The sequence below is a fragment of the Halomonas sp. genome (assembly GCF_041689495.1).
Lineage (GTDB): Bacteria > Pseudomonadota > Gammaproteobacteria > Pseudomonadales > Halomonadaceae > Halomonas.
Map to the genome: position 1 here is coordinate 1 of NZ_JBDNGD010000048.1, position 1,741 is coordinate 1,741.

1 protein-coding gene is annotated in these 1,741 nt (G+C 61.3%); it reads right to left on the reverse strand.

Going from position 1 to position 1,741, the window contains the following annotated elements; translation table 11 throughout:
- A partial coding sequence (locus ACESMD_RS01580) for a putative bifunctional diguanylate cyclase/phosphodiesterase (RefSeq protein ID WP_372609691.1) occupies positions 1-1,741 on the reverse strand: 1,741 nt, incomplete at both ends.

Below are 1,741 nucleotides of genomic sequence, written 5' to 3' on the forward strand. Positions count from 1 at the left end.
ATGGAGATGATCCCCTGGACGATGGCGGCATCTTGTTCGCTGGTCGACAGTTCATGGATGAAGCTGCGGTCGATCTTCACCTTGCCGATGGGCAGGTACTTGAGATAGCTCAGACTGGAAAAGCCGGTGCCGAAATCGTCGATGGACACACCGATCTGCATGCTGCGCAGTGCCTTGAGGATATCGATGGCCGTCTCGGTCCGGTTCATCAGTATGCCTTCGGTGAGTTCCAGTTCCAGCCGCGAGGGCGCCAGACCGATAGACTGGAGCGTGTGACACAGGCTGGACAGGAAGCTCGCACGATGGAACTGCAGCGGGGAGAGATTGACGGCCACCCTGACCTCACCGAGACCCTTTTCCGAGAGGCCGCACATGTCCCGGCAGGCCCTGTCGAGCACCCACTGACTGATGGGGATGATCTGGCCGGTCGATTCGGCCAGAGGGATGAAGTCCGCCGGGGAGATATAGCCTCTGCGCGGATGTGGCCAGCGCAGAAGGGCTTCCACCCCCGAGACTTCGCCGTCCCGGTCGATGAGTGGCTGATAGTGCAGCTCGAAGTGCTGCCCGTCGATGGCTTCCTGGAGGTCATTGCGCAGCGCCACCCGCTCCCCGACCTTGTCGGTGATCTCCGGAGTGAACCACTGGTAGGCGTTGCGGCCCTGCTGCTTGGCCTGGTACATGGCCATGTCGGCCTGCTGGATGAGCTCCCGGGGCTCGAGGATATCCTTATCACTGATGGCGATCCCCACGCTGCCGGTCAGGTAGAGCTCATGACCATCGATGCGGTAGGGACGTGCGATCAAGGGCAGCAGGCGCTCGACCAGTTGTGTGACCTGCATGTCCTGGTCGATATCGGGAACGAGCACCACAAACTCGTCGCCACCCAGCCTGGCCAGGGTATCACCGGCACGCATCGCCGATTGCATCCGCCGGGCCAGTTCCCTCAAGACCCTGTCGCCCACCGCATGACCCAGGCTGTCGTTGATAGGCTTGAAGTCATCGAGGTCGATGAACAACACGGCCAGTCGATACCCATGACGACGGGCCAGGGCAAAGTCATGATCCAGCCGATCTTCGAACAGGGCCCGATTGGCCAGTCCCGTCAGGGCATCGTGGCTGGCATGGTGGGCCAGTTGGGCCTCATAGGCCTTGTGCTCGGAGACATCGTGCTGCACCCCCACGAAGTGCGTTATAAGGCCTTCGGCGTCGGGGATGGGCGAGATATAGAGATCGTTCCAGAAGGGACTGCCATCCTTGCGATAATTGCGCAGGGTGATATGAACATCGTGTCGTTCGGACAAGGCGTCACGAATCGCTTCCAGTGCCTCGAGATCGGTGTCCTCACCCTGCAGGAAGCGACAGTTGCGTCCCAGCACCTCGTCCAGGGAATAGCCTGTCATCTTCACGAAGGTCGCGTTGGCATAGATGATCGGCAGGTCGGGTTGGGTGGCATCGGCAATGACCACGCCATTGATGCTGGCTTGCACGCCGCGTTCGAGAACGCGCAACCGTGTCTCGTTGCGGCGGCGCTCGGTGATGTCCTTGGCAATGCCATAGACACCCCTGACCACGCCATCGACCATGATCGGCAGGTTGAGGAGTTCCAGGGCGCGGCGCTCACCGTTGCTGACGATGATCTCGAGCTCGTAGTGGGAGCTCTCGCCGGCACGGGCGGCGTCGAAGAAGCCCTGGATCCGTGGCAGGTCCTCGGGCACCAGTAAGACGGCAAAATGCGCCCCGA